Source organism: Arthrobacter glacialis (assembly GCF_002909445.1).
In the GTDB taxonomy this organism is placed as follows: domain Bacteria; phylum Actinomycetota; class Actinomycetes; order Actinomycetales; family Micrococcaceae; genus Specibacter; species Specibacter glacialis.
In genome coordinates this window covers 55,837-82,304 of the sequence record NZ_PPXC01000019.1, presented here as the reverse complement: position 1 = coordinate 82,304, position 26,468 = coordinate 55,837, and the positions used below count along the sequence as shown (strand labels likewise).

The 26,468-nt window shown below is 60.9% G+C and carries 28 protein-coding genes and 1 pseudogene; 6 read left to right on the top strand and 23 right to left on the bottom strand.

What is annotated here, in order from left to right; genetic code table 11:
- The first annotated feature begins 254 nt into the window (after positions 1-254).
- The 5 genes from CVS27_RS18345 to fabF all read left to right on the top strand — a co-directional run bounded on the left by CVS27_RS18345 (position 255) and on the right by fabF (position 5,431).
- Positions 255-1,538 carry a PucR family transcriptional regulator gene (locus tag CVS27_RS18345; RefSeq protein ID WP_103467290.1) on the top strand — a complete coding sequence of 428 codons (1,284 nt, stop codon included), beginning with the start codon at positions 255-257 and terminating at the stop codon, positions 1,536-1,538.
- Positions 1,539-1,689: 151 nt separating this feature from the next.
- Positions 1,690-2,643 carry an ACP S-malonyltransferase gene (locus CVS27_RS18340; protein ID WP_103467301.1) on the top strand — a complete coding sequence of 318 codons (954 nt, stop codon included), beginning with the start codon at positions 1,690-1,692 and terminating at the stop codon, positions 2,641-2,643.
- The gene (locus CVS27_RS18335) at positions 2,640-3,701 is read left to right on the top strand and encodes a beta-ketoacyl-ACP synthase III (RefSeq protein ID WP_103467289.1); all 1,062 of its coding nucleotides are present in this window, start codon (positions 2,640-2,642) and stop codon (positions 3,699-3,701) included. Before CVS27_RS18340 ends, CVS27_RS18335 begins: the two co-directional genes overlap by 4 nt.
- Before the next feature lie 90 nt (positions 3,702-3,791).
- Positions 3,792-4,037 (top strand): acyl carrier protein, encoded by a 246-nt coding sequence (locus CVS27_RS18330; RefSeq protein WP_038462997.1) that lies wholly within the window; start codon positions 3,792-3,794, stop codon positions 4,035-4,037.
- A gap of 131 nt (positions 4,038-4,168) precedes the next feature.
- Positions 4,169-5,431 carry a beta-ketoacyl-ACP synthase II gene (gene fabF, locus CVS27_RS18325; protein ID WP_103467288.1) on the top strand — a complete coding sequence of 421 codons (1,263 nt, stop codon included), beginning with the start codon at positions 4,169-4,171 and terminating at the stop codon, positions 5,429-5,431.
- Positions 5,432-5,533: 102 nt separating this feature from the next.
- On the opposite strand, the gene CVS27_RS18320 is transcribed toward fabF, so the two are convergent.
- The 20 genes and pseudogenes from CVS27_RS18320 to ffh form a co-directional block, all read right to left on the bottom strand.
- Positions 5,534-6,037, bottom strand: coding sequence for a DUF3145 domain-containing protein (locus tag CVS27_RS18320; protein ID WP_103467287.1), 504 nt, complete (start codon positions 6,035-6,037; stop codon positions 5,534-5,536).
- Positions 6,038-6,249: 212 nt separating this feature from the next.
- Positions 6,250-7,185 carry a tyrosine recombinase XerC gene (locus tag CVS27_RS18315; RefSeq protein WP_243399713.1) on the bottom strand — a complete coding sequence of 312 codons (936 nt, stop codon included), beginning with the start codon at positions 7,183-7,185 and terminating at the stop codon, positions 6,250-6,252.
- 55 nt (positions 7,186-7,240) lie between these two features.
- Positions 7,241-8,275, bottom strand: a complete 1,035-nt coding sequence (locus CVS27_RS18310; protein WP_103467286.1) for an LCP family protein — start codon at positions 8,273-8,275, stop codon at positions 7,241-7,243.
- 83 nt (positions 8,276-8,358) lie between these two features.
- Entirely contained in the window at positions 8,359-9,621 is a 1,263-nt protein-coding gene (locus CVS27_RS18305) for a DNA-processing protein DprA (protein ID WP_243400269.1), read from the bottom strand.
- Positions 9,618-11,172 (bottom strand): annotated as a pseudogene (locus CVS27_RS18300) (YifB family Mg chelatase-like AAA ATPase). Before CVS27_RS18300 ends, CVS27_RS18305 begins: the two are co-directional and overlap by 4 nt.
- Positions 11,172-11,528 (bottom strand): YraN family protein, encoded by a 357-nt coding sequence (locus CVS27_RS18295; protein ID WP_103467299.1) that lies wholly within the window; start codon positions 11,526-11,528, stop codon positions 11,172-11,174. The pseudogene CVS27_RS18300 and the gene CVS27_RS18295 overlap by 1 nt, the downstream one beginning before the upstream one ends.
- A 195-nt stretch (positions 11,529-11,723) precedes the next feature.
- Positions 11,724-12,056, bottom strand: coding sequence for a DUF2469 domain-containing protein (locus CVS27_RS18290; protein WP_103467284.1), 333 nt, complete (start codon positions 12,054-12,056; stop codon positions 11,724-11,726).
- A 73-nt stretch (positions 12,057-12,129) separates the two neighbouring features.
- Positions 12,130-12,804 carry a ribonuclease HII gene (rnhB, locus tag CVS27_RS18285; RefSeq protein WP_103467283.1) on the bottom strand — a complete coding sequence of 225 codons (675 nt, stop codon included), beginning with the start codon at positions 12,802-12,804 and terminating at the stop codon, positions 12,130-12,132.
- A complete protein-coding gene (lepB, locus tag CVS27_RS18280; RefSeq protein WP_103467282.1) occupies positions 12,804-13,670 on the bottom strand; it encodes a signal peptidase I in 867 nt (288 codons plus the stop codon). Before lepB (CVS27_RS18280) ends, rnhB begins: the two co-directional genes overlap by 1 nt.
- Positions 13,671-13,747: 77 nt before the next feature.
- Entirely contained in the window at positions 13,748-14,407 is a 660-nt protein-coding gene (gene lepB, locus CVS27_RS18275; protein WP_103467281.1) for a signal peptidase I, read from the bottom strand.
- A 17-nt stretch (positions 14,408-14,424) separates the two neighbouring features.
- Positions 14,425-14,784 (bottom strand): 50S ribosomal protein L19, encoded by a 360-nt coding sequence (gene rplS / locus CVS27_RS18270; RefSeq protein ID WP_103467280.1) that lies wholly within the window; start codon positions 14,782-14,784, stop codon positions 14,425-14,427.
- Positions 14,785-15,038: 254 nt separating this feature from the next.
- On the bottom strand, positions 15,039-15,836 hold the full coding sequence (gene trmD, locus CVS27_RS18265) for a tRNA (guanosine(37)-N1)-methyltransferase TrmD (RefSeq protein ID WP_103467279.1): 798 nt from the start codon (positions 15,834-15,836) through the stop codon (positions 15,039-15,041).
- Positions 15,836-16,405, bottom strand: a complete 570-nt coding sequence (gene rimM, locus CVS27_RS18260; protein WP_103467278.1) for a ribosome maturation factor RimM — start codon at positions 16,403-16,405, stop codon at positions 15,836-15,838. The genes trmD and rimM overlap by 1 nt, the downstream gene beginning before the upstream one ends.
- Before the next feature lie 133 nt (positions 16,406-16,538).
- Positions 16,539-16,781, bottom strand: coding sequence for an RNA-binding protein (locus CVS27_RS18255; RefSeq protein ID WP_103467277.1), 243 nt, complete (start codon positions 16,779-16,781; stop codon positions 16,539-16,541).
- 1 nt (position 16,782) lies between these two features.
- On the bottom strand, positions 16,783-17,190 hold the full coding sequence (rpsP, locus tag CVS27_RS18250; RefSeq protein WP_103467276.1) for a 30S ribosomal protein S16: 408 nt from the start codon (positions 17,188-17,190) through the stop codon (positions 16,783-16,785).
- 287 nt (positions 17,191-17,477) lie between these two features.
- Positions 17,478-17,930: a hypothetical protein gene (locus tag CVS27_RS18245; protein WP_103467275.1), complete on the bottom strand. Its 453-nt coding sequence runs from the start codon at positions 17,928-17,930 to the stop codon at positions 17,478-17,480.
- Positions 17,931-17,988: 58 nt separating this feature from the next.
- Positions 17,989-18,873, bottom strand: a complete 885-nt coding sequence (locus tag CVS27_RS18240) for a VOC family protein (protein ID WP_103467274.1) — start codon at positions 18,871-18,873, stop codon at positions 17,989-17,991.
- A 55-nt stretch (positions 18,874-18,928) separates the two neighbouring features.
- A complete protein-coding gene (locus tag CVS27_RS18235; RefSeq protein WP_103467273.1) occupies positions 18,929-19,441 on the bottom strand; it encodes a GNAT family N-acetyltransferase in 513 nt (170 codons plus the stop codon).
- A 46-nt stretch (positions 19,442-19,487) separates the two neighbouring features.
- A complete protein-coding gene (locus CVS27_RS18230; protein WP_103467272.1) occupies positions 19,488-20,189 on the bottom strand; it encodes an alpha/beta fold hydrolase in 702 nt (233 codons plus the stop codon).
- A 118-nt stretch (positions 20,190-20,307) separates the two neighbouring features.
- Positions 20,308-21,882 (bottom strand): signal recognition particle protein, encoded by a 1,575-nt coding sequence (ffh, locus tag CVS27_RS18225; RefSeq protein ID WP_103467271.1) that lies wholly within the window; start codon positions 21,880-21,882, stop codon positions 20,308-20,310.
- A gap of 407 nt (positions 21,883-22,289) precedes the next feature.
- Between ffh and CVS27_RS18220 the strand changes: the two genes are divergently transcribed.
- Positions 22,290-23,690 (top strand): glucose-6-phosphate dehydrogenase, encoded by a 1,401-nt coding sequence (locus tag CVS27_RS18220; RefSeq protein WP_103467298.1) that lies wholly within the window; start codon positions 22,290-22,292, stop codon positions 23,688-23,690.
- Between the two features lie 142 nt (positions 23,691-23,832).
- Here CVS27_RS18220 and CVS27_RS18215 read toward each other — a convergent pair whose 3' ends face one another.
- The 3 genes from CVS27_RS18215 to CVS27_RS18205 all read right to left on the bottom strand — a co-directional run bounded on the left by CVS27_RS18215 (position 23,833) and on the right by CVS27_RS18205 (position 26,402).
- Positions 23,833-24,171, bottom strand: a complete 339-nt coding sequence (locus tag CVS27_RS18215; protein ID WP_103467270.1) for a P-II family nitrogen regulator — start codon at positions 24,169-24,171, stop codon at positions 23,833-23,835.
- Positions 24,168-25,529, bottom strand: coding sequence for an ammonium transporter (locus CVS27_RS18210; protein ID WP_103467269.1), 1,362 nt, complete (start codon positions 25,527-25,529; stop codon positions 24,168-24,170). Before CVS27_RS18210 ends, CVS27_RS18215 begins: the two co-directional genes overlap by 4 nt.
- A gap of 246 nt (positions 25,530-25,775) precedes the next feature.
- Entirely contained in the window at positions 25,776-26,402 is a 627-nt protein-coding gene (locus tag CVS27_RS18205; protein WP_103467268.1) for a response regulator transcription factor, read from the bottom strand.
- Positions 26,403-26,468 lie beyond the last annotated feature (66 nt).

The following is a 26,468-nucleotide window of genomic DNA, read 5'->3' as shown; positions in this document are numbered from 1 at the left end:
AGCCATCCAGGCAGCCACGAAATACGACCTCCTCAACGTCAACGCCGGCACCACCGGCAACACAGGCGGCGAAGGCTAACAGCTAGACAACCAGCAGCACCCATAGACGGGTGGTTGCCGTGACTGTAGAACCCCTACAGTCACGGCAACCACCCGTTATGCGTTAAGCCCCGGCACTAGACGTTTCCCGTATTGTTCAGTTGTTGGGTTCACACAAATAGCCACCTTGGCGACTTAGGACATATCCTCAAGGGATGGTAGCCAAGAAAACACCTGCAGCCACTCCCCCCACTGAGGCCACGGTCGGTGCCAAGACAGCTGACAGCAAGAACACCTCGGAAACGCTGGAGCGGCTGCGCGCCAACATTGGCCCGCTGTCCACCATGATGCGCCGAGAGCTGGAAACCACTCTCCCCTGGTACCGCAGGCTCAGCGCCGATGAAAGGTCCGCCCTTGGTTTGGTGGCCCAAAACGGCATCACAGCCTTTGTCTCCTGGTACGAACACCCCTCCTCGCCCAGCTGGGTGCTCTCAGACGTCTTTGGCACAGCTCCCACCGAACTCACCCGGTCCATCAGCCTCCAACGGGCCCTGCAGCTCATCCGCACGGTTGTTCAGGTGGTGGAGGACAGGGTCCCAGAGCTAGCCGCCGCCGAGGAGCAGGTTGATCTGCGTGAGGCAGTCCTGCGCTATTCGCGGGAAGTGGCTTTCGCCGCTGCGGACGTTTACGCCCGGGCCGCTGAAAACCGCGGTGCGTGGGACACCCGTCTGGAAGCCCTGGCTGTTGACGGGATCCTGCGAGGGGAAAACTCCGACGCCCTGCAATCACGCATCTCCGCCTTGGGATGGACCTCCCACAGCCAGTTCACCATCATGGTTGGCCCCGCCCCCTCGGAGGCCAACGCCTTGTTTCTGGCCACGCTGCGCCGCGCTGCAGGCCGCTTCGCCGAAGACGTCATGGTGGGCATCCAAGGCGACAAACTCATTTTGGTGCTGGGCAATGTGACTGATCCGGAGTCGGCCTATGTCCGGCTGAGCGAACTTTTCGCCCCCGGGGCAGTGGTCTACGGCCCCCTGGCTGCCACCTTGCAGGACGCCACCGCTTCGGCCAAAGCGGCGTTTGCGGGCATGTCCGTCGCCAAGGGCTGGTCGGCTGCACCACGGCCTGTCTCGGCCGATGACCTGCTGCCGGAGCGGGTTCTTGGCGGCGATGACTCCGCCAAGCGGGCGCTGCTGATCAGCATCTACCGGCCGCTGCTTGCCGCTTCCAACGGCCTGATCGAAACTCTCAGCAGCTATCTGCAAGGTGGGCACTCACTGGAGGCCGCCGCCCGCGACCTTTTTGTCCATTCCAACACCGTCCGCTACCGCTTGCGCCGTGTCTGTGACGTCACGGGGTGGGATCCGCTGATCCCCCGGGAAGCGTTTGTTCTGCAGACTGCCCTGATAGTGGGCCGGCTGGCCACTCCCACAAAACAACCGGTGTCCAAACCGACACTCAGCAAACAAGGCGCAACACCCACCAAGGCTGCCACCTAGCGCGGCAGGGAATTAGAGGAACGTTCCCAAAAAGAAGTCACCAATGGGGCCCAGAACGCGGCACTATTGTAGACTTCCTACAAATCGTGGCGAAGAGCTTGGTGTATGAAAACACCGCGAAAAAGCCATTTTGTTTGGAAAGCTGGTTAATGTGCTTGCAATAGTCTGCCCTGGACAGGGCTCTCAAACTCCCGGGTTCCTTTCGCCGTGGCTGGAACGCCCCGGCGTGGCCGCCCAATTGGCCACCTTGAGCGATGCCGCGGGGATTGACCTGCTCACCCACGGCACCACCAGCGACGCTGAAACCATCAAGGACACGGCAGTTGCCCAGCCCTTGATTGTGGCAGCCGGCCTTATCGCCGCCCAGGCGCTTTTGGGTCCGGATGTGGCAACCGCCCTCTCCGGCCGCAACGTAGTGGTTGCCGGACATTCGGTGGGTGAAATCACCGCGGCCGCGCTGACGGGAACCCTTTCCAACGCTGATGCCATGGCGTTTGTGCGTGAACGCGCCAACCGCATGGCCGAGGCCGCGGCAGCCACCCCCACGGGCATGGCTGCGGTGGTGGGTGGCGACGCCGATGAGGTGCTGGCCGCCATTGCCGCAGCGGGGTTGACCCCTGCCAACATGAACTCCAAGGGCCAGACGGTTGCCGCCGGCACACTTGAGCAGATAGCTGCCCTGGTCGCCGCGCCTCCCGCCAAGGCCCGCGTCATCCCCTTGCAGGTCGCCGGCGCTTTCCACACGCACCACATGGCCCCAGCCGTGTCGGCCTTGGAAGCCCTCGCCCCGTCCCTGACCCCGCGCACGCCCAAGGTGGCGCTGCTCTCCAACTACGACGGCGCCGTCGTGCCTTCCGGGGAAGCGGCGCTTGGATCGTTGATCGCCCAGGTGTCGCGGCCTGTCCGCTGGGATTTGTGCATGGAAACCATGTCCGCCATGGGTGTGACAGCGTTGATAGAGCTCACCCCGGCCGGCACCTTGACTGGATTGGCCAAACGCGGCATGAGCGGCATCGCCACCGTTGCCGTGAAAACACCTGATGATCTTGCGGCTGCCCAGGAATTACTGGCAGCCCACACCGCGTCTGATGAAGGAACCCTGTGAGCACTCCCACGCTAAAACAAAGCACCCTCCGCCCAGGATCGGCCATTTTGGGCATTGGCGCGTACCGGCCTTCGGTGATCGTCAGCAATGACGACGTGTGCCAGTGGATCGATTCATCCGATGAATGGATCCGCCAACGGACAGGCATCGTCACCCGACACCGCGCCCCCAAGGACGTGTCCGTGGTGGACATGGCCGTCGGCGCAGGCGCCGAGGCCATTAAGCGTGCAGGCATTGAGCCGTCCCAGATTGGCGCCGTGTTGGTGTCAACGGTGACGCACCCCTACGCCACCCCCTCAGCGGCAGCACTGATTGCCGACAAGCTGGGCTGCACCCCGGCCCCGGCCTTTGACATCTCGGCCGCCTGTGCCGGCTACTGCTACGGCGTGGCCCAGGGCGACTCACTGGTCCGCTCCGGCACCGCCGAGTACGTCCTGGTCATTGGTGTTGAGAAGCTCTCGGACGTCATCGACAACCACGAGCGCACCATTTCCTTCCTGCTGGGCGACGGTGCCGGCGCGGTTGTCATTGGCCCCTCCGACGAGCCCGGCATCAGCCCCACCGTGTGGGGATCTGACGGCGGCAAGTGGGACACCATTGGCATGACCCATTCCCAGCTGGACATCCGCGACTTCAGCGAGCAGGCCATGAAGGGCGACGGCGTGGATCTGGCCGCCGCCGATGAGGCACACGCCAGCTTGTGGCCCACCCTGCGCCAGGACGGCCAAACAGTGTTCCGCTGGGCCGTGTGGGAAATGGCCAAGGTTGCCAAGGCAGCCCTTGAATCAGCCGGTATCACCGCCGCGGACTTGGGCGCCTTTGTGCCGCACCAGGCCAATATGCGCATCATCGACGAGCTGGCCAAGCAGTTGAAACTGCCTGAGCACGTCATCATTGGCCGCGACATTGCCGATGCCGGCAACACCTCAGCTGCCTCCATTCCACTGGCAACACACCGGCTGCTGACAGAGAACCCGGAGCTCTCCGGTAAACTTTCGCTTCAGATCGGCTTTGGTGCCGGACTGGTGTTTGGCGCCCAAGTGGTGCGCCTTCCCTAACAAACGTATCTCTCCACATCCGTGGGGCGATCAAAAATGCCTGAAAAGATCATTTCCTTGATCACAGCACAACAAGAAAAGGAGCCATCAATGGCTAGCAACGAAGAAATCTTGGCCGGTTTGGCTGAAATCGTCAACGAAGAGACGGGCCTGGCCCCCGAGGCTGTAGAACTGGACAAGTCCTTCACGGATGACCTGGACATCGATTCCATCTCCATGATGACCATTGTTGTCAACGCTGAAGAGAAGTTCGACGTCAAGATCCCGGACGAGGAAGTCAAGAACCTCAAGACCGTTGGCGACGCTGTCAGCTTCATTGCAGGCGCACAGGCTTAATCTGCCTCTGAGTTTTACTCCTTGTCCGCGCAAGCGGTTCAGGGCATGGTGGTTGGCCGGAAAGCAGGACGCCGGCCAACCACATCACCATCCTTTAGCCCTGCCCCATAAATTTTGTAGAGAGTTGAATCATGGCCCGCAAAGTAGTCATCACCGGACTAGGCGCAACGACGCCTATTGGCGGCGACGTCCCGACCATGTGGAAGAACGCCCTCAAGGGCGTCTCCGGCGCCCACACGCTGACCGAGGATTGGGTGGAAAAGTTCGATCTTCCCGTTCACTTCGCGGCCAAAGCATCAACTCTCGCAACAGATGTCTTGAGTCGCGTTGAAGCCAAGCGTATGGACCCCTCAACTCAATTCGCCGTTGTGGCGGCCCGTGAGGCCTGGAAAGACTCCGGCATTGAGGAGATCGACCACGACCGCCTCGCCGTGGCATTCGCAACTGGCATTGGCGGCGTGTGGACGCTCCTGGACGCATGGGACACCCTGCGCGAAAAGGGACCCCGCCGCGTTTTGCCCATGACGGTTCCCATGCTGATGCCCAATGGCCCGGCAGCAGCGGTCAGCCTTGACCTCGGCGCCCGCGCCGGTGCGCACACGCCGGTTTCCGCCTGCGCCTCAGGCACCGAAGCACTGCACATCGGACTCGAGCTCATCCGCTCGGGCAAGGCAGATGTTGTCATGGCCGGTGGCGCCGAGGCAGCCATTCACCCCATGCCGTTGGCCTCCTTCGCCGCCATGCAAGCACTCTCCAAGCGCAATGACTCCCCGGAGACCGCGTCGCGGCCCTACGACATCAGCCGCGACGGCTTTGTCATGGGTGAAGGCGCCGGTGCGCTGGTGCTGGAAGCTGAAGAGCACGCCCTAGCCCGCGGTGCACGCATTTACGGTGAGCTGGCCGGCACTGCGGTCACGGCCGACGCGTACCACATCACAGCTCCGGACCCCCAGGGCCTGGGAGCCACCCGCGCCCTCAAGGCCGCGTTGTTTGACGCCCGCGCCCTGCCCGAGGACGTTGTCCACGTCAACGCGCACGCAACGTCAACCCCCGTGGGGGACAAGCCCGAGTACACGGCCCTGAAGGCCGCCCTGGGCGATCACGTGAACAACGTATGTGTCTCAGCCACCAAGTCCCAGATGGGCCACTTGCTTGGCGCCTCGGGCGCCGTTGAGTCGGTGCTGACGGTTCTGGCCGTTTACCACCGTCTGGCCCCTGTGACCATCAACTTGGAAAACCAGGACCCGGAAATCCCGCTGGATGTCGTCACCGGCACACCGCGTGAACTGCCCGAGGGCGAGATCATGGCGTTGAACAACTCCTTCGGCTTCGGCGGCCACAACGCTGTTGTAGCCATCCGCAGCACAGGCCCCAAGGTGGAGCTGCCCAGCTAGGCCCCACCCGCTCCCACAACAAACTGACCCGCAGTAGTGGTCGAAAAAGATGCGATTTTCGCGAATTTTCGACCACTACTGCGGGTCAGTTGTTTAAACGGGTCAGCCTACGTGGTGGAGCCAGCGCACGGGGGCACCAGCTGCTGCGTGACGGAAGGGTTCCAGTTCCTCGTCCCACGCTTCACCCAATGCCAGGGACAGCTCCTGGTAGACCACTGAGGGGTCACCCTTGCCAATCTCATAGGCGTAGCGGATCCGGTCTTCGGAGACCATAATGTTCCCGTGTACGTCCGTGACTGCATGGAAGATGCCCAATTCCGGGGTGTGCGACCAGCGCGAACCATCAACACCGGCGCTGGGGTCTTCGGTAACTTCATAACGCACATTGGCCCACCCCCGCAGTGCAGAGGCGAGCTTGGCACCAGTGCCGGCTGCGCCGCGCCACAGCAGTTCTGTGCGCAAGACATTGGGCGCAGCGGGCTGTGCAGTCCACTGCAAGTCCGTGCGCTGATCCATCACCCCGGCAATGGATGACTCAATATGTGGGCACATGACAGCCGGGGCTGAGTGCACAAACAAAACACCGCGCGTGTTTTCTACCTTCATTCCATCCTCCATTGCAGTAGGTGCGTCTTCCCCAACGACCTTCATAGGATGAAAATTCTTGTTGCGCGGATATTGCGTGTACTGACCCTGTCTGTCTGGGCTTGAGGCCCGCCTTTGGTTGTTTAGCGTTAGCTTTCTATCATTGTGCCGTAGCCGGGCACATTACGCCACCGCCACCGCCACGCAGGGTAATTGTTGAGCCTTTCGACCAGTCAAGCCCTCGGATGAGCCGTCTTGTAACTGTCCCGGAGCCGCTCCACCGAGACGTGCGTGTAAAGCTGAGTGGTGGCAAGGGAACTGTGGCCCAGAATTTCCTGCACCGTACGCAAATCCGCCCCGCCGTCGAGCAGGTGGGTAGCCGCCGAGTGTCGCAAGGTGTGGGGCCCCGTGGCAGAGGTGTCTGCCAAGGAAGAAAACACCCGATCCACCACAGTGCGAACACTACGCTGATCGATGCGACCGCCGCGCTGGCCCAGGAAAAGTGCCGTGCCGCTGTGTGGTTTGTACAGGGAGGCACGCGCGGCATTGAGCCAGAGTCCCAGCGCCGCATCGGCGGGCACACCAAAAGGAACTACGCGCTCCTTGTTGCCCTTACCCACCACGCTGACGGTGCGTCGCTCACGGTTCACATCCGCCAAGTCCAAACCGGTCAGCTCGCCAACCCGGATTCCCGTGGCATAAAGAAGCTCAACCATGGCCAGGTCCCGGATTGCCACCGGATCTCCTGTCTGTGCAGCTGCGCCCATGCCCTCAAGAAGTCTGCTCAATTGCTGTTGCTGCAGCACTGCGGGCAACGATTTCTCGCGTTGGGGGGCTTTGAGTCGTAGGGCCGGATCCACGGCAATAATTTCTTCCCGCAGAGCCCATGCGGTGAAACTGCGCACTGTAGCGGCGCGGCGGGCCAGCGTGGAGCGCGCCAATCCGGCAGAGTTTTGCTCACCGAGCCAGCGCCGCAAGGAGCCCAGGTCCAGCTCCGCCAGACTCGAGTACCCCTCTGCCACTGCGTGAATGAGCAACGCGTCAACATCGCCTCGATAGGCCCGAATGGTGTGGTCGGAACGTCCACGCTCCATGCGCAAATACCGTTCGAAGGCATCGGCAGCCGTCGCCAGGGCCGGGGGCAGTGCTGAGCGTTCGACAAGATCCACAACCCCACTGTGCGCTGTCGGAGCTGCAGGGGCAAGTTCCCCCGCCGCCGGGCGGCTATCCCACTCCAGCGTTTTTCAGATAGTTACGCAGTGAATCCTGTTTCAGCGCCTCGGCAAATGCTGCGATGGCGGCATCGTCTCTGAGCACTATCGATTGACCATCGGCGCTGGTACCCGTTCCCAAAGTGGGCAGGGTGAAGGAGATGACATCTGAACTCCTGACGCTGCGCAGGCTCAACGCCAGAGAGGCCAGCATGGCCAAGTTCACGTCCGAATCGACACTGACATACGGTGACACCTCGTTGACCAACTCCGTGATCTTAATCGGATTGGACAACGTTGCCGGATCCAGGACTTTATTGAGGACGGATTTGAGAAACATTTGTTGGTTTCTCACCCGTTGATAGTCCCCCTCGGCAAAGGCGTACCGTTCACGAACAAAGCCCAGGGCTTGGTCTCCGTTGAGCGTTTGTGGACCGGCGGTAAAAGTGTAGTTGCCGTGGACCGAGGTGAAAGGCACGGGCACATTGACTTCTATACCGCCCAAGGCATCAGTCACGGCCTTGAAGCCCTCAAAATCCACTATGACTACGTGGTCTATGCGGTCCTGAAAAAGCCCTTCCACCGTTTGCACCACGAGGGGAACGCCACCGAAGGCCATGGCGGCATTGATTTTTGCTTCCCCCTGCCCAGGGATTTCTACCCAGGTGTCGCGCATGATTGACATCAGATAGATGTTCTTCCGATCAGCTGGAATGTGAGCCAACATGATGGTGTCAGAGCGCTGGTTCGAGGGAATTCCTTCTTCGGCCAGGTCTATTGCATCGCCACGGCTGTCACTTCCCAACAGCAACAGGTTCATGGGCGAAGCTGCCTGGGTCGACGGCTTTTTGTTTGGGCGCAGCTGTTCGCTGGGAAAAGCCTGGGGTATCTTTTGAGTCTTTGAGTCAAAGCTGTGAACCAGGTTGCCAGCAAACACGGCAGCCGCAAGAAGAACCGCAAGGAACACCGCAAGAATGATCAACAGGACATTGCGGCTGCGGTTGTGCCCGCGCCTTGCGGGCTTTTGCTCATCTGAGGCCTGGCTCATAGAGGTCATCTTGCCACGGCGGCGGGCTGCTTGTCTGCTGCCTTTTTCCGCATCCGCTGCAATAATTCACCGGCGGCTGTGAACTACCGGTTCCTGCGTTTCCAGCCACCTGCCACGCCTTCGGCAAGCCCCAGAGCTTCCAGCCGCCCCAATCCTGCCAAGACAGTGGCCGCACTCAACCCGGCCACTATGCACAGTTTCTCCACGGAGGTGGCCGTTCGCAGGGGAAGTGCGTCCAGAAGCAGCAAGTCCGAGGTTCCCAGCCCGTCGTACAGGGCCGTTTGCGCCAAAGGTTCAGGCGCAAGATTCTCGCCCATGGCCCCGGCCAGTTCAGCAATATCGCTTGCGTCCGTCACGCACACCGCCGATCCCTCCCGCAACAATCTATGGCAGCCCGCTGAATTGGCCGAGTACACCGAACCGGGGACCGCTCCCACCGGACGGCTGAGAGCTTCGGCATGGTGCGCAGTGTTGAGAGCACCCGAACGCCACCGTGCCTCCACAACAACCGTCACCCCGCACAGAGCGGCTATGAGTCGGTTCCGCTGAAGGAATCTGTACCGTGTGGGGTTGGTGCCGGGAGGAACCTCAGCCACAATGAGGCCACGTTCGGCGATGGTGCGCAGCAAGTCATCATTTCCCGACGGATAGAGCCTGTCCACTCCCCCTGCCATCACAGCCACGGTGGGTGGCCCACTCCCATCCTCAACGACGGTCTCTTGGCTGGTGCCACCCAACGTTCCCGGCATGGCCATGGCGGCGCTGAGGGCCCCCCGGTGGGCATGGGCGTCTATCCCGTAGGCTCCCCCACTGATCACTGTGTAGCCTCGCTGGACCAGGGAGCCGGCTATTTCCACGCTCACATTGGCCCCATACGCGGTGTTGTCCCGGGAACCCACCACGGCAATGCAGCGGGACTGCTCCGGAATGCGCGCGGCACTGCCCCTGCACCACAACGCAATGGGTGCCCCCAGCTCCAAATCGTCGAGGGCTCGTGGCCATGACCCATCCTCCGGAACCAGGAGTCCGCCGCCCAGCCTGGCAACAGTGGCAAGGTCCCGCTCGGGGGCAACATCAACCAACCGTGGCCGCCAACGCCCCAGCGCCTCGGACAGCCCCGTCCACCGCTGGGTGCCAGCCTCGCTGAGCAACTGGGTGACTTGGCGCTCCACGGTGGCGTTGGTGGCGTCCCCTCCAGCTATGAACGCCACGGCGTCTTCGGGCCCCAAGACACGAATCAAGGCCAATCCCGGCAGATCAGACGGTTCCATCAATCGTGTCAGGGCCGCCCGTGCCACACGCAGTCCCCTGCCATCCATTGTTTTCCCATCAGCAAACCCGCTCATGGCCCCACTCCCCGTTGCCGCAGTGTCAGCGCCAACCCAACTTCTTCACTGCCCGGGCGCTCATGTCCTTGCAAATCGGCCACCGTCCAGGCCAGCCGCAGGACACGGTCGTAGCCGCGCAAGCTCAGCACGCCCGTGGCCATGGCCTTGTCCAGCAATGCCGTGTCATGACCGCCCAACCGCAGGGGGGCCACGCAACACCGTTCCGGTGAGATCGGCGTTGTGGTTCAATCCCCACGGTTTGAGACGCTCGCCGGCAATGTCCCTGGCCAGCAGCACCCGTTGTGCCACTTGGGCGCTCGACTCCCGCCCGCCGGAATCAGCCAGCTGCTCCAGTTGGACCTTGTTGACGTGCAGCTGGATGTCCACCCGGTCCAGCAAAGGGCCCGAGAGCCGACCAAAGTAGCGCCTACGGGCCATGGGGGTGCATTCGCAATTGATCCCCTTGCCTGTGGCCTTCCCGCAGGGGCACGGGTTTGCGGCCATGACTAGTTGGAAGCGGGCAGGGTAGGCTGCCGTGCCAGCTGCGCGATGCAGGACCAGCTCCCCGCTCTCCAAAGGCTGGCGCAACGCGTCCAGGACCCGCTTATCAAACTCGGGGGCCTCGTCCAAAAACAATACGCCCCGATGGGCACGTGATGCGGCCCCGGGCCGCGGGACACCGCTTCCGCCCCCAATGATGGCTGCCGTACTGGCTGAATGGTGCGGGCGCTCATAGGGTGGGCGGCGGAGCAGCTGCACCAATGAGGTTCTTCTGTGCTCCAAAGAATGGATGGCAGTCACTTCCATGGCCTCGGCGTCAGTGAGATCGGGCAGCAGCCCCGGAAGCCGCTCAGCCAACATGGTCTTGCCAGAGCCCGGAGGTCCAACCATCATCAAATGGTGCCCGCCCGCGGCCGCAATTTCCAACGCCAGCTTGGCCACCGGCTGCCCGGCCACTTCTGACAAATCAGCACCCGCCTGCGTGGATCCTGCAGAATCCACTGGTGCAGTGTCCTCGGCACTGTGCAGACCGGCACCGTCCATCATCACCAAGTCCTTGGGGTCGGCACCAAAATCCAGCGCCACCTGCGCCAAACAGCCGTAGCCGCGGACCTCGGCCCCCGTGACCAGGCGGGCCTCGGACAAATTGTCGGCCGAAACCACAAACTGTTTGTACCCTGCCGACAGTGCGGCAAGAACGGCCGGCAGCACTCCCCTGACGGGGCGCAGCCGGCCGTCAAGACCCAGTTCGGAGATGAAGACGGTGCCGTCGGTGCCACGGACATCCCCCGCAGCACTGAGCGCGGCCATGACTATGGCCAGGTCGAAACCGGAGCCCTTCTTGGGCAGCGACGCCGGCACCAAATTGACGGTGATCTTGCGCCGGCTCAAGGGAATACCTGAGTTTTGCGCCGCAGAACGAATCCGCTCACGGGCCTCCGACAGCGATGCATCAGGTAGTCCCAGCAGGACAAAATTGGGCAGGGTCTGGCCAATATCCGCCTCCACCTCAATGACGTCCCCATTCAGGCCCACCAGGGCCACGGCAAGCGACCTTCCCATGCCCATCACGCCACACCCCTGAGATGGTCAATGCTCGGGGACGGAGAATTGTCCATGACGATGCCCACAGCATCTATCCGCACAGCCCCGAGGACGTGCTGGTGTTCCCGGGCCCACAGCACGGCCAGGGTGCGCAGACGCAGAATTTTTGCCCGAGTCAGCGCCTCCAGGGGATCACCGTACCGGCGAGAACGGCGCGTCTTGACCTCGACGATGACCAGTTCGTCGCCGTCCAGCGCAACAAGGTCGATCTCTCCGCGTGGACAGCGCCAATTGCTGTCGATGACCCGAATGCCCCGGTCCTCTAAATAGTCTGCTGCCATCCGTTCACCGGTCTGGCCCAACACATCTTTTGCCTTCATGACTGCCTCCACGCTCAGCTTGGCTGAAAACGGGATGCGGAAGTAGACCCCCAGCGGCAATTGTGGACAAGCAGCGGGCCAGCCCGCGCTGTGGAGGAACAACGGGGCCCAAGGACACAAAGAAACCAGGGCACACAGCAAAGGACGACGCCGGAAGTTGCGTTCCGGCGTCGTCCTTTGAATTAAAAGCAGCGTTTAGCCCAGCGGACCCAACTCGCCGTCCTTGGGTATCTGCAGGTCATCGGACTTGATCAATTCTTCAACATTGACGTCCTTGAAGGTGATCACGCGTACGTTCTTCACAAAACGTGCCGTCCTGTACACATCCCACACCCAGGCGTCCTGCAGCGTCAGGTCAAAGTACACCTCGCCGTCGGCCGAGCGGGCCTGCAAATCCACATGGTTTGCCAAGTAAAAGCGTCGTTCAGTTTCCACCACGTAGCTGAACAGGTTCACCACGTCACGGTATTCGCGGTAAAGCTGCAGCTCCATGTCAGTTTCGTAGTTTTCCAGATCCTCAGCACTCATGCTTCCATCATCCATCACTAGAGGCTCACTTTCCCAACGGGGCCGCTTGCGCCGCCAGCACCAACCGCCAACCTTAGATCAGGCGCCAGGTCTTCCTGTGGTAATCGGTGGGGCCCTGCTCGGCGATGGCTGCGCGGTGCGACACCGTTCCGTAGCCCATATTGGATTCCCATCCGAAGCTGGGAAACTGCCGGGCTAGTCCAGTCATCATGCCGTCGCGCTCAACCTTCGCCAGAACACTCGCAGCAGCCACTGACAAGCACGTCATGTCTGCTTTGATCCGTGTCTGGGTGAGCCAGGGCTGGGCAGCGGCCGGTGCGACGTTGGCGGCGAACAGGTCAAGGTCGCCCTGCACGGGTTCGGAGAGCCAGTCCTGATTGCCGTCCAAGATCACAAAGTCAGGAGACAGCGTGGCGGCAGCTTCGGCCATGGCGCGATTCCCTGCCAGCCGGAGGGCCCCTACCAAGCCGATGGCGTCAATCTCCTGGGCGCTGGAATGCCCCACAGCACTGGCGGCGGCCCAGTCAACAATGGCGGGCACCAGGGCCTCTCGCACGGCTGGGCGCAGCAGCTTGCTGTCCTTGACGCCGGGGATTTCACTGGCAGTGCCGGCGTGGATGATCACCACACCAACACTGACGGGTCCGGCCAGCGAGCCACGGCCCACTTCATCGCAACCGGCAACAATCGCGTAGCCCTGGGCCGCGAGCTCACGCTCCCAGGCAAGGGTGGGTGCTGCAGCGGCCACTACGGCCCCGCCGTCAAATGTTGGGCGGCAACGCTGGAACTCTGTGGTGCCGGAACATCCTTGAAGACATCGGGGTAGTTGCCCAGAATGTCCCATCGCGACAACGGCCAGGCAATGACAATGGCTCGGCCCTCAACATCGTCGATCGGCACAAACCCCGTGTCGTCATAGCTGTTGTGGAAGCGGGAGTCCTGCGAGTTGTTCCTGTGGTCCCCCATGACCCACAGCTTCCCCTCAGGGACGCTCACAGCAAAGGGTGTGTCCGACGGCGCAGCCCCGGGATAGAGGTAAGGCTCGGTGATGGCGGTGCCGTTGATGGTCAACTTCCCATCAGCGTCGCAACAAACAATCTTGTCACCGGGCAGGCCAATGACGCGCTTGACCAGGTGCTGTTGGGAATTATCCGGTGCCAAACCAATGAAGGTGGCCACGTCGCCGATCCAGCCAACGGGGCCGTCGTCCTTGGGTGTTTCCTTCAGCCAGCCCTGGGTGTCCTTGAAAACAACAATGTCTCCACGCTTGAGCGCAAAAGGTTGCGGCACCAACAGGTTCACAAAGATCCTGTCCTGGATCTGCAAGGTGTTCTCCATGGATCCCGACGGTATGAAGAACGCACGGAACAAGAAGGTCTTGATGAGGAAGGAGAGTACAACGGCGATGACCACAATGGTGAGCAGTTCCTTGCCCCACGCCCAGGCCTGGCGCCCAACACGTGCACCCAAAGTGCCGTCGTCGTCGGGGCCCGGCGTCTCCGAATTCAAGTGACGGGCCCGCAGGTCATGGCGAACCCGCGGGTCAGCAGGCTCCGGGGCGGTTCCGTCATGGGACTGTGCGCCACCGGTTTCCTCCGAGTCACTGGGTTGCATCAACGTTTATTTCCTTAGCAAAGTCAGGTCAAAAAATGATCGTACACGCCATTGCTGAGCGCAAGGGCGTAGTGGCGCTAGGGCTGGACTGCGCCGTCGCGGTTCAGGACGTGAATGCGGCCCAGCGGCCATACTGTGGCAACCGGGGAGCCAATGACCTTGCTGGTGGAAATCAAACCACCGCCGGGAGCACCCAGCAAGGACCGTGAGTCCAGTGAAACACTACGGTGGTCCCCCATGAGCCACAATCTACCGTGCGGGACAGTGACCTCGAACTTCACATCGCTGGGCGCATCGCCCGGAAACAGGTAACTCTCAGTAACGGGTACACCGTTGATTTCCAGGAGCCCACTGGCCGAACAGCATTTCACGGTGTCCCCGGCCACGCCAAGCACTCGCTTGACGTAGATGTTGCTATTGGGCACCAGGCCCAACCACTGTCCGGCGCCAACAACGCCGTCCAGCACGGGGGCTGCCCCTGATTTGAGCGGGGTGAAGGAACCCCTGCCGTCGAATACCACCACGTCACCACGGGCAATGGGCTGGTTAACGAAAGCCAGCCTGGAAACCAGCACGCGGTCACCGGTGAGCAGTGTCGGTTCCATGGATTCCGACGGAATGTAGTAAACATCCATCCAGACGTTGCGTATCACCGCCAGGAACAAAAAGATGATGACAACTGCCAGCACAACAAAACGCCAGCCCAGTTTCCTGGACTGGCGTTTCGCTTGAGTCAAAGTGCTTTTCCCGACAGTTACTTGGTGGGAAGGTTGTCGCGCTTTTCCTTGATCTTTGCAGCCTTGCCGCGCAGGTTGCGCATGTAGTACAGCTTGGCGCGGCGTACGTCACCCTTGGTGACAACTTCGATCTTGTCCAGAACCGGGGAGTGTACCGGGAAGGTACGCTCTACACCGACACCGAAGGAGATCTTGCGAACCGTGAAGGTTTCGCGAACGCCGTCGCCCTGGCGGCCAAGGACGAAGCCCTTGAATACCTGGACACGTGAGCGGGAACCTTCAATGATGTTCACGTGAACGTTGAGGGTGTCGCCGGCACGGAAGGCGGGGATGTCGCTGCGCAGGCTGGCTGCGTCAACGGAATCGAGAAGATGCATTTTTCTCACTCCAGGCAAACGCCACAGGTCATTTACTTTGTGTCACGATTTCCATGGACGGCCAAGCTGGCCAGTCACGGGAATCGAAAATTATTAGACCGGATTCCTAGGATGGATCACCGGTGTGCCGCTCTGTTGACTAACGCTCCCCCTGTGGCAGGAACGCGCCCAGTAGGCACATCTACTTATTTTGCCATACTCCATGCCGGCAGACTAATCGCCTGGCTGGCCAGAAGTACCCGAATCGTCACGGTTTAGGCGTCGCCGCGGCGTACTGCCTTGCCATCGACGACGGCGTACCCCAGTTCCCAGAGAACGTTTTTCTCCGCTTTGCTGACGTTGGAGACGTCAAGGGCATCGATCAGGTCGGGGCGGCGCTCGGCCGTGCGGCGCAGCTGCAGCTCCTTGCGGAACTTGGCGATCTTGCCGTGGTTGCCACTGAGAAGCACGTCAGGGACGTCACGTTCGCGCCAGCTGGAGGGCTTCGTGTATACGGGGTACTCCAGTAAACCGTCAGAGTGTGATTCCTCGATCAGGGACTCGGGATTGCCCACCACACCGGGGATGAGGCGGCCAATGGCCTCAACCATGGCCAGCACGGCAACTTCGCCGCCGTTGAGCACGTAGTCGCCCAGGCTGACGGGACGGACCGTGTACTGATCAGCCGCCCACTCCAGCACCCGCTCGTCAATGCCCTCATAGCGCCCGCAGGCAAACACCAGATGCTGTTCCTCGGCGAGCTGATAAGCAAGCTGCTGGTTGAACACTTCACCAGCCGGGGACGGCACAATGAGCGTGGGCTTGGCGCCCTCCGCCACGGGAGAGGCCACGGCAATATCTGTGAGCGCCTGCGCCCACGGTTCAGGCTTCATGACCATGCCGGCACCACCGCCGTAGGGTGTGTCATCCACTGTGCGGTGCCGATCGGCCGTGTAGGAGCGCAGGTCATGCACAGCCAGCTCCAGGAGCCCTTCGGTGCGGGCCTTGCCAATCAGGCTCAAATCCAGGGGCGCCAGGTACTCCGGGAAAATACTGACAACGTCAAACCGCATTATTCGGGCGTTCCTTCTGAGTTAGCAATGTCGGCCGCTTCGCCGGACTCGTCACTCGCGGTTGTTTCCTTGTTCACGGTGAACAAACCCGCCGGAGGGGTCAACAGTACGTAGCCTTCTTCAATGTTGACCTCGGGGACGATCTCGTCCACGAACGGGACAAGGACCTCATCGCCTTCGTTGTCTTCAACCAGGAGCAGGTCCTGCACGGCTTGGGTGCGCAAACCAATCACCTTGCCCACCTTTTGCGTGCCGACCCGAACCTCAAGGTTCAGCAGTTCGTGTTCGTACCAAGCGTCGTCGTCCTCGTCATCATCGGATTCAAAGAACAAGGTGGCGCCGCGCAGCAGCTCCGCATCGTTGCGGGTGTTGGTGCCTTCGAAGCCGAGGAGGAGAATGTCCTTGTTCCAGCGCGAGCTCCTAACGGTCAACGTGCCGAGCTTGGCCGGCTCCACCACAAATTCAGTGCCGACGGCAAAGCGTGAATCGGGGGCGTCGGTGAGGACAAGTGCTGTCACTTCGCCGCGAATGCCGTGGGGTTTGCCAATCCGGGCAACCTGAACCTGCATGTGTACTCCTAGTACTTGGTATAGATGGAAAAAAATTTGGCCCCGACACCATTATGGTGCCGGGGCCAAACATTTGGCTTTACTGCTGAAAACTTGCCCAGCCTAGTGGCTGTGCGAAGTTCTGTGACGCAGGTTAGCGGCGGCGGTCGGTGTCGACGACGTCAACACGTACCGGCTCGCCATTGGCCAAGGCAGCAACCACTGTGCGCAATGCACGGGCGGTGCGGCCCTGTCGGCCAATTACCCGGCCCAGATCGTCTTGATGAACACGCACTTCGAGGGATTCCCCGCGGCGGTTGGTCTTGACGCTCACCTTGACGTCCTCGGGAGAGTCAACAATCCCGCGGACAAGGTGCTCCAGCGCTTCAGCCAACAAGCTACTCAGCCTCGGTGCTCTCAGGTGCCTCATCAGCGTCGGCCTTCTTGGCCTTCTTGGTGATGGCTTCCTTGATAACTACGCTCTTGGCTTCGGGTGCAACGAAAGCTGCCTTGGGAGCTTTCATCTTCAAGGTGCCTTCGGCGCCCTTGAGGCCCTTGAACTTCTGCCAGTCACCGGTGATCTTCAGGATCTTGGCAACAGGCTCGGACGGCTGAGCACCGACGGAGAGCCAGTACTGAGCGCGGTCGGTGTCGACCTCGATGAAGGAGGGGTGCTCGGTCGGGTGGTACTTGCCGATCTCTTCGATGGCACGGCCGTCACGCTTTGAGTGTGAGTCCATAACAACGATGCGGTAGTACGGGGCGCGCATTTTACCAAAGCGCTTAAGGCGAATCTTTACAGCCACTTTTGTGGTTACTCCTGGTTCGAAAAAGGGTCGAACTCCGTTTCACGCTCCCGTGGGGCGGGCCGATCGGCGGATTTCTAAGGACAGGACCATCACGCGGAGAGAGGGGCCGCGCGGATCGAGTACCTGTCCATTATGCCAGAAGTTTTCTTGCACATGCCACTCGTTACGCATTTCACCCTACGTGTTGTCCATCATGGTGCCGCGAGTGCTGACCTTGGCCACAAAAATGCCCGGATAACCGTGCATCTCGCAGCCCAGGTCAGCACCCGGCCGGGACGTGTGGACTAATCCGCGGAGTAGAAGAACAAGCCCATCTTGGCATTCTCTTCGGCCGCAGTCACAGCCGCTGCCGCCATGGCGGCAAGGGCCTTCAGCAATGGCTCGGTCACCTCGGGAGTGGATTCCATCTCCTCAGCCGCCGCCCATTGGGCTGCCAGGTCCACGACCTCCTCGGGGTCCTCCGGAGCGTTCAGTTCGGCAAAGACTTCCAGCAAGGCATCGGGAACGGCGAACAGGGTGTCTAGCTCAATATCCACCAGGCTCAGCTCGGCTGCCACGCCTGTTGCATGAACTGCCTTGACGGCGAACTCACCCAGCACTTCAATCTCAAAGTCACTCAGACCGGGGGTCGGCAACACGGGAACGTCTACAGCCGGCGACTTGCCTGCCATCCGTGCCTTGGCACGGGCCACTGCTTGGTGGTGGTCGGCGATGAAGAACTCTGAGTAATTGGCCACGCATAAGCCTTTCAAGTTGGGATTCCGGCACTTTAGGGTTCCGGGGAGCCCATCGCAGTTACTGCGTGGATGCTCCGGAATCAACACTAACGCGAATCCGGTTCATCCACGGATCGTCAAAGAGGATCTCGGCACCTGTGTTGGCCACAGCAATGCCATGCTGGGTCAACCGCTCATGGAGCGATCCGACGTCGTCCTTGTGGGGCAGTTGGATGAGGACCTCACCCAGGCCGAGCGTGTCCTTGCGCGGCCCGGCGCCACGGCTGTTCCACACATTCATGGCCATGTGGTGGTGGTAGCCACCTGCGGACACAAATAGCGCCTGCCCATGGAAGTCGCAGGTCTTTTCAAATCCGAGCGTGTCCACATAAAATTTCTCAGCCGTTTTCACGTCACCGACCTGCAAGTGGACGTGACCAACATCGGCGCCGGATTGGCGCTGGCCCACAACGGCTTCCTCCGTGAGGTGCTGGTCCAGGTAGTGCTGCGGCGACAGTGACAGGGTGGCCATTTCAACTTCGCCGTTTTTCCAGGACCAGGAGTCGCGGGGGCGGTCCCAGTACAGCTCAATGCCATTGCCTTCGGGATCGGTGAAGTAAAAGGCCTCGGACACCAGATGGTCGGCGCTGCCGGCAAATGCCTGGGGGCTGTACTGGGCAGCGGTGGCAACAGTTGCGGCGAGGGCGGCCTGGTCGTTGAAAAGTAGCGCCGTGTGGAACAGTCCAGCTTCGCCACGTCCCGGAAGGTGCAGACCTCCGGCAGGCTGCAGGTGCACCAGCGGAGTGCTGCCCCGACCCAAATATTGGCCGCCGTCAGCTTCGGCCACAATGTCAAGGCCCAGCGCCGTTTGGTAGTAGTTGCTCATGAGTGTCATGTCCCCCACCCTGAGCATGACGGTACCCATCGTGAGGTCGGCGGAAAGCAGGTCTTTGTGTGCGGTCATGGTGTCTCCAAGGTTTGTTGTACTCATATAGTAGCAAACTACTTGAAGCTTCAACTTATTCCGGAACGTTGAGTGCAATTTTCATGACAATGCGCCGGCCCAGGGCATCCAGCCCAAGCTGTGATTCATGTTCTCGTGCAGCGGCCAGCCCCGAGGTCCAATGATCAGTTGGAATTTCAGTGAAGCCGCAACTCGCGTAGAAGGGCCCGTTGAAGGGAACGTCAGCAAAAGTGCACAGGGTCATGGCGGAGAATCCTGCTTCCTGGGCCCAGGCCTTGGCTGCCGCAACCAGGGACCGGCCTATCCCCTGGCGGCCGTACTCGGGCGTGACCGCCAACTGCTCCAGGTGTGCCAGTCCGTCCACGATTTCCAGCCTGACAAAACCGGCCGGAGGCCTCCCCGCAACCATAATGTGGAAGGCGGCGGCGAAATCGGCTGCTGTGCCCGGGGGTGGGAAATTCGCAATACTCATGGGCGGGTCCAGCGCTTCGAAGGCCGTGTCCGCCTCCGCCTCTATGGATGGCAGGAGCGCAAACTCGCTCAACGCTGCTGGACGTATTTCAAACATATAAGAAGACTAACTTCCGGCGCCGACATTGGCGCCCTACCCGTGCTTAGTCAAGCCGTGCGGCAACGGCTGCCTCAAGGAGCTTCTCAATCAATGCAGCCCCGTCGGAGCTATCGTGAGGCCTGTGCCCGTTCCGGTGCACAATATGCCGGGCACCTGTGGCATTCAGATACTCGGCGACTTCTTCATACAGGGGCTCCCAGCCGCCGGTGATGACAGTGGTGGGAACTCCGGGAATGATGTGCAGCGGCGCATCCGTGGACGGCGCCTGCAACCGGGCCCTGGCTGCCACCCGGGCAGAGGTCTCCACGCCCGTCGTCGGTACAACTGCCATCAGGGTATTGAACTCCGCCAAATAGTCTTCATCGGAGAGCTCGTGGGAGCGTGCAGCCAGGTCCGCAAGATGCGTTGAGTATGCGGCCGTGGCTGGCAGCTCAGCCGTCAAGGAGAGCAGAAACGGTTCAATCAGGATCAGGGAGTGGATCAGATCGGGGCGTTGCACGGCAGCCATCATGGCCGCAACGGCACCTTGGGAGTGCGCCACTACATGCCCGCCGTCGCCAAGCTCGTTGAGCACTATCTGTGCATCAGCTGCAAAGTCGGTCGCTTTGGGCTGCTCGATGGCGTCGAACCCGGTCCGCTTGAGAAAGAGACAGTCGTAGCGGCCCGCCAGGAGATGTTGGGCCGGCCAGGCCGCAGCACCGAAGCCGTCGACGCCGTGGACAAACACAATCCGGGTTTTACTCATTGGAGCAGGTTACCGGACAAAATACCCGGTGAACGCAAAGAATGCTGCCGATGTGGTCTTTCGCTGGTGATATATCACCAGCGAAAGACCACATCGGCAGCATCAAGTTTTGCGGCGCCTACTTGCCCAGGAACTTTTCAAATCCCTTGGGCAGGTTCAGGTTTGACGGGTCAAAGTCCTCGGCTCCCGCACCGAAGGCTGCACCTGTTGGCAGTCCCTTGGGGGCGTTCGCCTTTTCCTGTGCTGCCTTCAACTCGGCAGCAGCCTTCGCCGGGTTGCCCGACTTGGCCTTCTTCTTGGGGCTCTGCTTGCCTTTACGGGCACTGTTGAAGCCGCCGGGTCCGGCCATGCCGGGCATGCCCGGAATGCCGCCGCCCTGGGCCATCTTCTTCATCATCTTCTGGGCCTGGCCAAAACGCTCCAGCAGGCCGTTGACCTCGGATACGTGGACACCGGAACCCTTGGCGATGCGGGCGCGGCGTGAGCCGTTCACGATCTTCGGGGCCACACGCTCATGCGGTGTCATGGAGCGGACAATTGCTTCAACGCGGTCAATCTCGCGCTCGTCAAAGTTCTCCAGTTGCTGGCGCATATTCGCAGCACCGGGCATCATCATGAGCATCTTCTTCATGGAGCCCATTTTGCGAATCTGCTGCATCTGGGCCAGGAAGTCATCCAGTGTGAAGTCTTCCTGGTCGGCGAATTTCTTCGCCATCCGCTCGGCTTCGCCCTTGTCCCAGTTCTTTTCAGCCTGCTCAATGAGCGTGAGCACATCGCCCATGTCAAGGATGCGGCTGGCCATGCGGTCCGGGTGGAACAACTCGAAGTCGTCCAGGCCCTCACCGGTGGAGGCGAACATAACGGGCTTGCCGGTGATGGAGGCAACCGAGAGGGCCGCACCACCGCGGGCGTCGCCGTCGAGCTTGGTAAGGACAACTCCGGTGAAGTTCACGCCTTCGTTGAACGCCTGCGCCGTGGCAACAGCGTCCTGGCCGATCATGGCGTCAATGACAAAGAGAACTTCGTCGGGGTTGATGGCGGCCCGGATGTCCGAGGCCTGCTTCATGAGCTCGGCGTCAATGCCCAGGCGGCCGGCGGTGTCAACAATGACCACGTCGTGCAGCTTGGACTTCGCCTCGGCCAGACCGGCCAGGGCTACGGCTACGGGATCGCCCGTAGCGCTTTCAAATTCGCTGCTGACACCCGGGTGGGGGGCAAACACGGGGACGCCTGCGCGCTCACCGTTGACCTGAAGCTGCTTGACAGCGTTGGGGCGCTGCAAGTCAGCCGCAACCAGCAGGGGGCTGTGGCCCTGGCCCTTGAGCCACTTGGACAGCTTTCCGGCCAAGGTGGTCTTACCGGCACCCTGCAATCCAGCCAGCATGATGACAGTGGGAGGGTTCTTGGCCAGATTGATGCGGCGGGTTTCGCCACCCAGAATGGTCACGAGCTCTTCGTTGACAATCTTGACAATCTGCTGCGCCGGATTCAGCGCCTCATTGACCTCGGAGCCCAGGGCACGCTCACGGACCTTTGAGGTAAATTCGCGAACCACGGGCACTGCAACGTCAGCATCCAGAAGGGCGCGACGGATCTCGCGCACTGTGGCATCGACGTCGGCTTCGCTGAGCCGGCCCTTGCCACGGAGGTTCTTGAAAGTTGCTGTCAACCGATCAGATAGGGAGTTGAACACGCGCCGCGTACTTCTTTCGTCAGGGATTAACCAGCACCCGCGCGACCCGGCCATCTGACCTGGCCGCGCATGACGGGCGCGGCAATTACATTATTCAGGATGAGACCGGCGAAATGTTGGCTCTTGGCCACCACCTCGCTCCCTTTCCTGAGGGACTCAACTATCAAGGGTACCAACTAGCGGGCCACTTCGCTGCACACTCCCGGCGCGTTCACGTCTCGGGCCACCAGCGCCGCAAGGAGAGAAAAGTCCTCGCCACAAACAGGCATTGCCCAGCATTGTTCACGCCGAAGTGACATGCTGAGTTGGTGATAGAAAACACCGCAGCCCTCAGTGATTCCCCTGCCGCATCGACTGCCACGCACGACGCCGGGTCCCCGACCCAGGCGGTTGGCGCGGCTGATCGGATCAAGACGCTCGTCATCCTGGGAGCCTCGGGCGATCTCACCGGCAGGCTTTTGCTGCCCGGAGTTGCCCGACTCATTGCCTCAGGGCGTGCTCCCGGGCTGTCCCTGGTGGGCGCCGGCAGCGACGACTGGTCCCCCGGGCAGTGGCAGGAACGGCTCACGGGAAGTTTTGCCGACGCCCTGACTCCGGGCGGCCAATCCACCGCTGCCGGCATTGACGAGTTGCGGCGGGTTCAGTCGGAGAGCAGCTACCTGCAGCTGGATGTCACAGCCAAGGGAGCGCTGGGCGCGTTCCTCAAGGGTGTTGCGGGACCGGTTGCCCTGTACTTTGCGCTGCCTCCGGCCGTCAGCCAGAAAGCGTGCCAGATTCTTCTCAAGAGTGACCTGCCGCCAGGCACACGGCTGGTCATGGAGAAACCGTTTGGTTCCAGCACCGAATCGGCCCAGGAGCTCAATGCCACCCTCGCCACGCTGGTGCCCGAGGACCACATTCACCGGGTGGATCATTTCCTGGGCAAGTCCACTGTGCTGAACATTATGGGGCTGCGCTTCGCCAACAGGCTACTGGAGCATTCCTGGAATGGTGAGCACATTGAAAAAGTGGAGATCATCTTTGATGAGCCCCTGACCTTGGAAAACCGTGCCCGCTACTATGACCACGCCGGTGCCGGCCGCGACATGATTCAAAGCCACCTGCTGCAAATCATGGCGATCATGGCCATGGAACCACCGGCAACGTTGGGCGAAAATGATGTCCGATCCAATATTGCGGCCGTGTTGCGGGCCAGCACTGTAGGCCCTGCCGGCTCCGGTGATGCGGCCCTCCACAGCCGGCGTGCCCGCTACACCAGCGGGCACATCGGTGACCGCACGGTTCCGGACTATCTGGCCGAGGAAGGTGTGGACCCCGCCAACGACACTGAAACGTTGGCCGAGGTTGAGGTGTATGTGAACAATTGGCGTTGGGCGCATGTTCCCTTCATTTTGCGTTCCGGCAAGGCACTGGGCCGCGCCCGCAAGGAAGCCGTCGTTACGTTCAAACCCGTCCCGCATCTGCCGGTGGGATTCAAGGGCACCGACTCCCCCACGCGCCTGCACATTGGCTTTGGGCCGGAAACGCTGACCCTTGACCTGGACGTCAATGGTCCTGGGGACTTGTTCACCCTGGACCGCGTCCATCTGGAGGCAGCGCTGGCCAGTGATCCCCTGCTGCCCTACGGCGAAGTTTTGGATGGTGTGCTGAGCGCGGATCCCCTCCTATCGGTGCGCGGGGACACAGCTGAGGAATGCTGGCGCATTGTGGAAGCAACCTTTGCCACGTGGAAGTCCGGGAACGTCCCCATGGAGGAATACCCCGCTGGCAGCCTGGGCCCGAAAGGATGGGCCACCAGCTCCGACTAGCAAGAACAAGGCACAAGAACGACGGCGGCACCTGAGGTGAGTTACTCACTCACCTCAGATGCCGCCGTCTCCCCACACCCTCCCTGGCCCCGCAAGCTCGGTCAAGGAACCCTCGGGTGTGTGGGCCCATACGTTTATTGATTTAGATAGCGGCTACGCCGCGTTCACCGGTTCTCACGCGGACCGCCTCATACACTTCAATCATCCAGACCTTGCCGTCGCCGGCGGTTCCTGTGTTGGAACTGGCAACAATGATGTCCATGAGGTCATAGGCCTGATCGTCACTGGCAAGGACCTCTATGCGGATCTTGGGGTGCAGATCAACGGTGTACTCGGCCCCGCGGTAGACCTCCGTGTGGCCGCGTTGGCGCCCGTAGCCGTGGGCCCCGCTGACGGTCAGCCCCTGGACGCCATAGCTTTCTAAGGCGTTGCGTACCTCGTCAAGCTGTTCCGGGCGGATTATTGCTGTTATGAGTTTCATGCATCAACCTTCGATTCTTCAGTGTGTGATTCCTTGGACCCTGAAGTCGTCGGCAGTTTTTCAATCATCGGCTGGAAACTGCCGGAGCTGCGGCCGCCCAGATCATAGGCGGATTCGGCGTGAACGGAAACGTCAATTCCATCCACTTCGTGTTCGCTGCTGATGCGGAAGCCCATGGTCTTGTTGATGATCCAACCGATGATGAACGCAATGATGAACGAGTAAAGCATGACTGCCAAGGCGCCGATGGCCTGCTTGCCCAGGAGTTCAAACCCACCGCCATAGAACAGTCCCTGGCCGCCGGCAGGCGAGTTGGGATCAGCCGCGAAGCCGATGAACAGGGTTCCGACGATACCGCCCACCAGGTGGACGCCGACCACGTCGAGAGAATCGTCAATGCCCATCCGGTACTTCAGGCCCACGGCCAAGGCGCAGACGGCCCCGGCGAGCAGGCCCAGGGCCATCGACCACATGGGGGTCAAGGCGGAGCAGGCCGGAGTGATGGCGACCAAGCCGGCGACGGCACCTGATGCGGCACCCAAGGAGGTTGCATGTCCGTCGCGGATCTTTTCAACCAGGAGCCAGCCAAGGATCGCTGCGGCAGGAGCGGCGAGCGTATTGATCCAGGCATAGCCGGCCACGGCGTTGGCTCCCAGAGCGGAGCCGGCGTTGAAGCCAAACCAACCGAACCACAGCAGTCCGGCGCCCAGCATGACGAAGGGGAGGTTGTGCGGGCGGTGGCTGGAATCCTTGCCAAAGCCTTTTCGCTTGCCAAGAATCAGCGCCAGGGCTAGTGCGGCAGCACCGGCGTTGATGTGAACTGCTGTACCACCGGCAAAGTCAATGACGCCGAGCCCTTGGCCGATCCAACCGCCTGTGGGGTTTCCGTCGGCATCCTCGGTGAAGGAGAACACCCAGTGAGCCACGGGGAAGTAGACGACTGTCACCCAGATTGCGGCGAAGAGCATCCAGGCACCAAATTTGGCCCTGTCGGCAATGGCGCCTGTAATGAGCGCAACCGTAATGATGGCAAACACTGCCTGGAATCCCACAAAGGCAACTTCCGGAATGGTGCCCACCAGAGGCATTCCGTCGCCGGTATCGAGAACACCCTGCAGACCCAACTTCTCAAACGGGTTTCCGAGCAGTCCCCCGCCGATGTCAGTACCGAACGTTGCCGAGTAGCCAAACAGTACCCATATGACGGCTACTACTGCGATGGCTCCAAAGCTCATCATCATCATGTTCAGCACACCCTTGGCCCGGGTCATGCCACCGTAGAAAAACGCTAGTCCTGGGGTCATCAACAGCACCAAAGATGCGGATATGAGGACCCAAGCTGTATCGCCAGTATTCATTAGCTGCTGGCCTTTCATTGCGAGAGTTACTGCGTGCCGCTCCATCGGGGCTGTGCAATCTGGACTCTTACAATGTTGGTTCCTGCGTGTTTCACTACGGCGCGCCAATGATTTCCACCACGTTACATCCGCCGCCCGGGCGTTAACTTCAAACGTCGGGAATGTTTCGGCCGTGTTTCCGGCCCATAGTTAAATGGCCTCAAGAAAGGCGCTGACGCACCCTGCTTGAGGCCATTAATGCTTGAACTACGTCGCTTGGGCCTTGGTAACCACTACGGCGATCTGCACCCTGTTTCCTACCCCAAGCTTGTTCATCACATTGGACACCAACAGCTTCACTGTCGCTTCGCTGATGTGCAGCGAGGACGCCAGCTGACTGTTTGTCAAGCCTGAGGTGACCCCTTCGGCCACGCGTTGTTCGCGGGCGTTAAGGTCGTCGAATCTCTTGAGATGTATTTTGTCCAGGAATACACTGCGCGACTTGATTGCCCGTCGCGCCGTATCGCTGAGAATGAGGGCCCCGCCTCGGTGGATCATTCGCAGCGCCGTTGGCAGGTCCTCGGAGATGGTTTCGTTGCGCAAAATTGCGCTGGCGCCACAACCAATGAGGTACTGGCCAATATCTTCAGGCACATCGCCCATGATCACAATAGTGGGCGGATACGGTGTATTACTGAGTGCTTTGCAGGAAAGCGTGAGCTCCTGCTCCCCCATGGCGACGTCCAAAAGGACCAAGTCCAGCGGATGATCTGCTAGCAGCTCCAGAATTTCATCGGAGTCCGAACACGATCCGAGCACGTCGATGAAACTTGCCGGTTGCAACAGCTGAGCCAAGCCCAGTGCTGTTACATAGTCGCACCCCACGACTGCCATACGTATTTTAGAGTTATTTCTTGCTATCCCCAAATTCAACTCTTCACCGCCAGAAACTCCCCCAAT

Excerpts from the sequence above, each read along its gene's own strand:
- CVS27_RS18345 (WP_103467290.1), top strand. The coding sequence starts at position 255 with ATGGTAGCCAAGAAAACACCTGCAGCCACTCCCCCCACTGAGGCCACG.
- CVS27_RS18330 (WP_038462997.1), top strand. The coding sequence starts at position 3,792 with ATGGCTAGCAACGAAGAAATCTTGGCCGGTTTGGCTGAAATCGTCAAC.
- fabF (WP_103467288.1), top strand. The coding sequence starts at position 4,169 with ATGGCCCGCAAAGTAGTCATCACCGGACTAGGCGCAACGACGCCTATT.
- CVS27_RS18320 (WP_103467287.1), bottom strand. The coding sequence starts at position 6,037 with ATGAAGGTAGAAAACACGCGCGGTGTTTTGTTTGTGCACTCAGCCCCG.
- CVS27_RS18310 (WP_103467286.1), bottom strand. The coding sequence starts at position 8,275 with ATGAGCCAGGCCTCAGATGAGCAAAAGCCCGCAAGGCGCGGGCACAAC.
- CVS27_RS18305 (WP_243400269.1), bottom strand. The coding sequence starts at position 9,621 with ATGAGCGGGTTTGCTGATGGGAAAACAATGGATGGCAGGGGACTGCGT.
- CVS27_RS18295 (WP_103467299.1), bottom strand. The coding sequence starts at position 11,528 with ATGAAGGCAAAAGATGTGTTGGGCCAGACCGGTGAACGGATGGCAGCA.
- CVS27_RS18290 (WP_103467284.1), bottom strand. The coding sequence starts at position 12,056 with ATGAGTGCTGAGGATCTGGAAAACTACGAAACTGACATGGAGCTGCAG.
- lepB (WP_103467282.1), bottom strand. The coding sequence starts at position 13,670 with ATGCAACCCAGTGACTCGGAGGAAACCGGTGGCGCACAGTCCCATGAC.
- rplS (WP_103467280.1), bottom strand. The coding sequence starts at position 14,784 with ATGCATCTTCTCGATTCCGTTGACGCAGCCAGCCTGCGCAGCGACATC.
- trmD (WP_103467279.1), bottom strand. The coding sequence starts at position 15,836 with ATGCGGTTTGACGTTGTCAGTATTTTCCCGGAGTACCTGGCGCCCCTG.
- rimM (WP_103467278.1), bottom strand. The coding sequence starts at position 16,405 with ATGCAGGTTCAGGTTGCCCGGATTGGCAAACCCCACGGCATTCGCGGC.
- CVS27_RS18240 (WP_103467274.1), bottom strand. The coding sequence starts at position 18,873 with ATGACCGCACACAAAGACCTGCTTTCCGCCGACCTCACGATGGGTACC.
- CVS27_RS18235 (WP_103467273.1), bottom strand. The coding sequence starts at position 19,441 with ATGTTTGAAATACGTCCAGCAGCGTTGAGCGAGTTTGCGCTCCTGCCA.
- CVS27_RS18230 (WP_103467272.1), bottom strand. The coding sequence starts at position 20,189 with ATGAGTAAAACCCGGATTGTGTTTGTCCACGGCGTCGACGGCTTCGGT.
- CVS27_RS18215 (WP_103467270.1), bottom strand. The coding sequence starts at position 24,171 with ATGAAACTCATAACAGCAATAATCCGCCCGGAACAGCTTGACGAGGTA.
- CVS27_RS18210 (WP_103467269.1), bottom strand. The coding sequence starts at position 25,529 with ATGAATACTGGCGATACAGCTTGGGTCCTCATATCCGCATCTTTGGTG.
- CVS27_RS18205 (WP_103467268.1), bottom strand. The coding sequence starts at position 26,402 with ATGGCAGTCGTGGGGTGCGACTATGTAACAGCACTGGGCTTGGCTCAG.